The sequence below is a fragment of the Nocardioides sp. genome, assembly GCF_035547795.1.
Classification (GTDB): domain Bacteria; phylum Actinomycetota; class Actinomycetes; order Propionibacteriales; family Nocardioidaceae; genus Nocardioides.
On record NZ_DASZUF010000194.1, the window covers coordinates 1 to 4,733 of the forward strand.

3 protein-coding genes are annotated in these 4,733 nt (G+C 72.6%); all 3 read left to right on the forward strand.

All coding sequences use genetic code 11. The annotated features are described in order from the left end of the window. On the forward strand, positions 1 to 960 hold a 960-nt coding region (locus VHA72_RS14475), incomplete at its 5' end, for a sensor histidine kinase (RefSeq protein ID WP_325576422.1). Positions 961 to 1,066: 106 nt separating this feature from the next. Beyond that, complete coding sequence (gene pheS / locus VHA72_RS14480; protein WP_325576424.1) at positions 1,067 to 2,164, forward strand: phenylalanine--tRNA ligase subunit alpha; 1,098 nt, start codon at positions 1,067 to 1,069, stop codon at positions 2,162 to 2,164. Continuing rightward, positions 2,165 to 4,642, forward strand: a complete 2,478-nt coding sequence (gene pheT, locus VHA72_RS14485; protein ID WP_325576426.1) for a phenylalanine--tRNA ligase subunit beta — start codon at positions 2,165 to 2,167, stop codon at positions 4,640 to 4,642. Positions 4,643 to 4,733: the final 91 nt, after the last annotated feature.

A 4,733-nucleotide genomic window follows, 5' to 3' on the forward strand; every position in this document is an offset into this window, starting at 1 on the left:
GCCGACCGCACCGGCACCGTCACCCTCGTCTCCGCCCCGGCGGCGCGCATGCTGGGCATCGAGGGCGGGGTCGGGCGGCCGCTGGGCGACGTCCTCCTGCTCCAGGACACCGAGGGCCGGGACTGGTGTGCGTTCAACCGGCCCTACGACGGACTGGCCAGCCGCACCGGCGTGCCCGAGCAGTCCTGGCTGACCGCGGACGGCACCGAGGTGCTCACCGTCGCGCGGATCGCCGCCGACGGCGGCCTGGCGATCACGCTGCGCAGTGGCCGCGGCCGGGCCCGGCTGGACCGGGAGCGCTCGGACCTGGTCGCCACTGTCGCGCACGAGCTGCGCAGCCCGCTGACCGGCGTCAAGGGCTTCGTCCAGGCCCTGCTGAACCGCTGGGACAAGCTCAACGACGAGCAGAAGAAGCTGATGCTCACCACCGTGCACGCCGACTCCGACCGGCTCTCCCGGCTGATCGCCGAGCTGCTCGACGTGGCCCGGATCGACACCGGTCGGCTGCAGCTCTATCCGAGACCCAGCGACGCGGTCACGCTGGTCGGCCGGGTGGTCGACTCGGTGAGGCAGGCGACCGCCCGCGAGATCGAGTGCGTCGCCGACGACGGGCTGCCCGAGATCATGGTCGACCCGGACAAGTTCACCCAGGTGGTCACCAACCTGGTCGAGAACGGCGTCCGGCACGGCGACGGCACCATCACGGTGACGCTCCGGGCCGTTGACGGCGGCGTCCGGCTCGTGGTCGACGACGAGGGCGACGGCATCCCCACCGAGCTGCGCCGCCGGGTGTTCACCAAGTTCTGGAAGAACGGCGAGCGCGGGGGCTCCGGCCTGGGCCTCTACCTGGTCGGCGGGCTGGCGAAGGCGCACGGCGGCACCGTCGCGATCGAGGAGGCGCCGGGTGGCGGTGCCAGGATCGTGACGACCTGGCCGGCCGTTGCCGACGAGCTGGTGTGAGCCGCGGGCCTCAGGCGTCGGTGGGCCCCGCCGATGGAACCCATTCGTCGCCCGAGCCCGGTCGTTCCTAGACTTGGCGCGCACATCACCTGCTGGGAAGGCTCCGATGTCCGGTCCGAACACCGACTACGACCCCGTGGAGGTCACCACCTTGAAGCCCGAGGAGGTGGAGTCCGCCCGCGACGCCGCGATCGCGGCGATCGAGCGGGCGAAGGATCTCGAGGAGCTCAAGCAGGTCCGCCTCGACCACGTCGGCGACCGGTCGCCACTGGCGCTGGCCAACCGCGAGATCGGCGCACTGCCACCGGCGGCGCGCAAGGAGGCCGGCCAGCGCATCGGCCAGGCCCGCGGCGCGGTCAACCAGGCGCTCGCCGCTCGCCAGCAGGTGCTCGAGGCCGAGCATGAGGCCCGGATCCTGGTCGAGGAGGCCGTCGACGTCACTGTCCCGACCGACCGGCTCCCGCTCGGCGGCCGGCACCCGCTGACCACCGGCGCCGAACTGATCGCCGACATCTTCACCGCGCTCGGCTGGCAGGTCGCCGAGGGCCCGGTGATCGAGGCCGAATGGCTCAACTTCGACGCGCTCAACCTGGGCCCGGACCACCCGGCGCGCACCATGCAGGACACGTTCTGGACCGCGCCGGCCGAGAACCACGTGGTGCTCCGCACGCACACCAGCCCGGTGCAGGCACGGACCATGCTGACCCGCACGCCGCCGATCTACGTCGTCTGCCCGGGCCGGGTCTTCCGCACCGACGAGTACGACGCGACCCACAGCCCGATGTTCCACCAGGTCGAGGGCCTGGCCATCGACGAGGGCATCTCGATGGCGCACCTGAAGGGCACCCTCGACCACTTCGCCACCCAGATGTTCGGCGAGGGCATCACCACCCGGTTCCGGCCGTCGTACTTCCCCTTCACCGAGCCCTCCGCGGAGGTCGACCTGGTCTGCTTCGTCTGCCGCGGGGTGGACCCCGAGCACTGCCGGACCTGTCGCGGCGAGGGCTGGATCGAGTGGGGCGGCTGCGGCATCGTCAACCCGCGGGTGCTGCGCGCCTGCGGCGTGGACAGCGAGCGCTACAGCGGCTTCGCCTTCGGCATGGGCATCGACCGGACGCTGATGTTCCGGCACGGCCTGGAGGACCTGCGGACCCTCTTCGAGGGCGACGTCCGCTTCACCACCGCGTTTGGAAGTGAGCTGTAGATGAAGGCCCCCGTCTCCTGGATCAGGGAGTACGTCGATCTGCCCGACTCGGTCACCACCGAGCAGCTGACCGACCGGCTGACCGCACTCGGGCTCAAGCTCGAGGCGATCCACGCCGCCGGCGCCGGCATCAGCGGCCCGCTCGTGGTCGGCCAGGTGCTGACCCAGGAGAAGGAGCCGCAGAAGAACGGCAAGACCATCAACTGGTGCACCGTCGATGTCGGGAACGCCAACGGCACCGGTGAGCCGCAGGGCATCGTCTGCGGCGCGCACAACTTCGGGCCCGGCGACAAGGTCGTCGTGGTGCTGCCGGGCGGCGTACTGCCCGGCGGCTTCGAGATCAGCGCGCGCAAGACCTACGGCCACGTCTCGGCCGGGATGATCTGCAGCGCCCGCGAGCTCGGCCTCGGCGACGATCACAGTGGGATCATCGTGCTCCCCGCCGACGCGCCGGCGCCGGGCACCGACGCCCGCGAGGTGCTCGGCCTCGGCGAGGAGGTCATCGAGTTCGAGATCAACCCCGACCGGGCCTATGCGCTCTCGCTGCGCGGGATCGCCCGCGAGGCCGCGCTGGGATTCGACGTGCCGTTCTCGGACCCGGCTCGGCGCGACGTGCCGGTGGCCGCGGGCGAGGGCTACCCGGTCGTCCTCGACGACCCGGTGGGCTGCCCCTACTTCGTCACCCGCACGGTGACCGGGTTCGACCCGACCGCGGCGACGCCGGAGTGGATGCGCAAGCGCCTGGAACAGTGCGGCATGCGCTCGATCTCGCTGGCCGTCGACGTGTCCAACTATGTGATGCTCGAGCTCGGCCAGCCCAACCACTGCTACGACCGGGCGAGGTTGAGCGGCCCGATCGTGGTCCGGCGGGCCCGTGCCGGGGAGAAGATCGTCACCCTCGACGACGTAGCCCGCGAGCTGTCGCCGGAGGACCTGCTCATCACCGACGACAACGGCCCGATCGGCATCGCCGGTGTGATGGGCGGCGCGAACACCGAGATCTCCGCCTCCACCACCGACATCGTGGTCGAGGCGGCGCACTTCGAGCCGACCACGATCTTCCGCTCGCAGCGCCGGCACAAGCTGCCCTCCGAGGCGTCCAAGCGCTTCGAGCGCGGCGTGGACCCGCTGCTGCCTCCGATCGCCGCCGACCGGGTGGTGGAGCTGCTGGTCGAGTACGGCGGTGGCACCGCCGAGGCCGGTGTCACCGCGGCCGGTGCCCCGCCGCAGCCACGCTCGATCGAGATGGCGCTCGACCTGCCGGCCCGGATCTCCGGCATCGCGGTCGACGCCGAGACCGTGGTGAAGGACCTGACGGCCGTGGGCTGTCGGGTCAGCGTGTCGGGGGAGATGCTGACTGCGGTCGTGCCGACGTACCGGCCCGATCTGGCCGACCCCTACGACCTGGTCGAGGAGGTGGTCCGCATCGTCGGCTACGAGCGAGTGCCCAGCGTGCTGCCGCGGCGGGCTGCCGGCGGCGGCCTGACCCGTCCGCAGCGGCTCCGCCGCCGGATCGGCCGGACCCTGGCCGGCGCGGGTCTGGTCGAGGTGGTGAGCTTCCCGTTCGTCGGTGAGGCCTCCTTCGACGCGCTCGGACTGCCGGCCGACGACGAGCGCCGGCACACGGTCGGGCTGGCGAACCCGCTCTCCAGCGAGGAGCCGGCGTACACCACCACGCTGCTGCCGGGCCTGCTCAGGGCCGCCGGTCGCAACCTGGGCCGCGGCGCCACCGGAGTGGCGCTGTTCGAGACCGCGACGGTGGCGTTCCCGACCGACCAGGCCGCGCCGATCTACGGCGTGGACCGGCGGCCGACCGACGCCGAGCTGGACGCGCTGCTGGCCGCGATCCCGCGCCAGCCGCTGCATCTGGCCGTCGTCCTCGCCGGTGAGCGAGAGCGCTCCGGTTGGTGGGGCAAGGGCCGCGACGCCGCCTGGAGCGACGCGATCGAGGCCGTACGGCGACTCGGCGCCGAGCTGGGCGTGGCCCTCGAGACGAGCGCGGCCGGCCTGATGCCCTGGCACCCGGGTCGCTGCGCCGCGATCACCGTCGGCGAGGTCACCCTGGGCCATGCCGGCGAGCTGCACCCGCGCGTGTGCCAGGCGTTCGGGCTGCCGGCCCGCAGCGCGGTCGCGGAGATCGACCTCGACCTGCTGATGTCGCTGGCGCCGGCGGTCGCGCCGGGGCCGGTGTTCTCGACCATGCCGCTGGCCAAGGAGGACGTCGCCCTGCTCGTGGACGAGACCGTCACGGTGGCGGCCGTCGAGGCCGCCCTGCGGCAGGGCGCCGGCGAGCTGCTGGAATCGGTGCGGCTCTTCGATGTCTACACCGGTGCGCAGCTCGGTGAGGGCAAGAAGTCGCTGGCGTTCGCGCTGCGCTTCCGCGCCCCCGACCGCACCCTCACCGAGGCCGAGACCGGCGCCGCCCGGGCCGCGGCGGTGGCACGTGCGGCCGAGCTGACCGGAGCCGTGCAACGCTGACGCGCATGCGACTGACCCTCCTCGAGGAGGTGACCTGGGACGGCGTGGCCGTCCCAGGTGCCCGCACGCATGCCCTGCTGCGGGCGCTGGC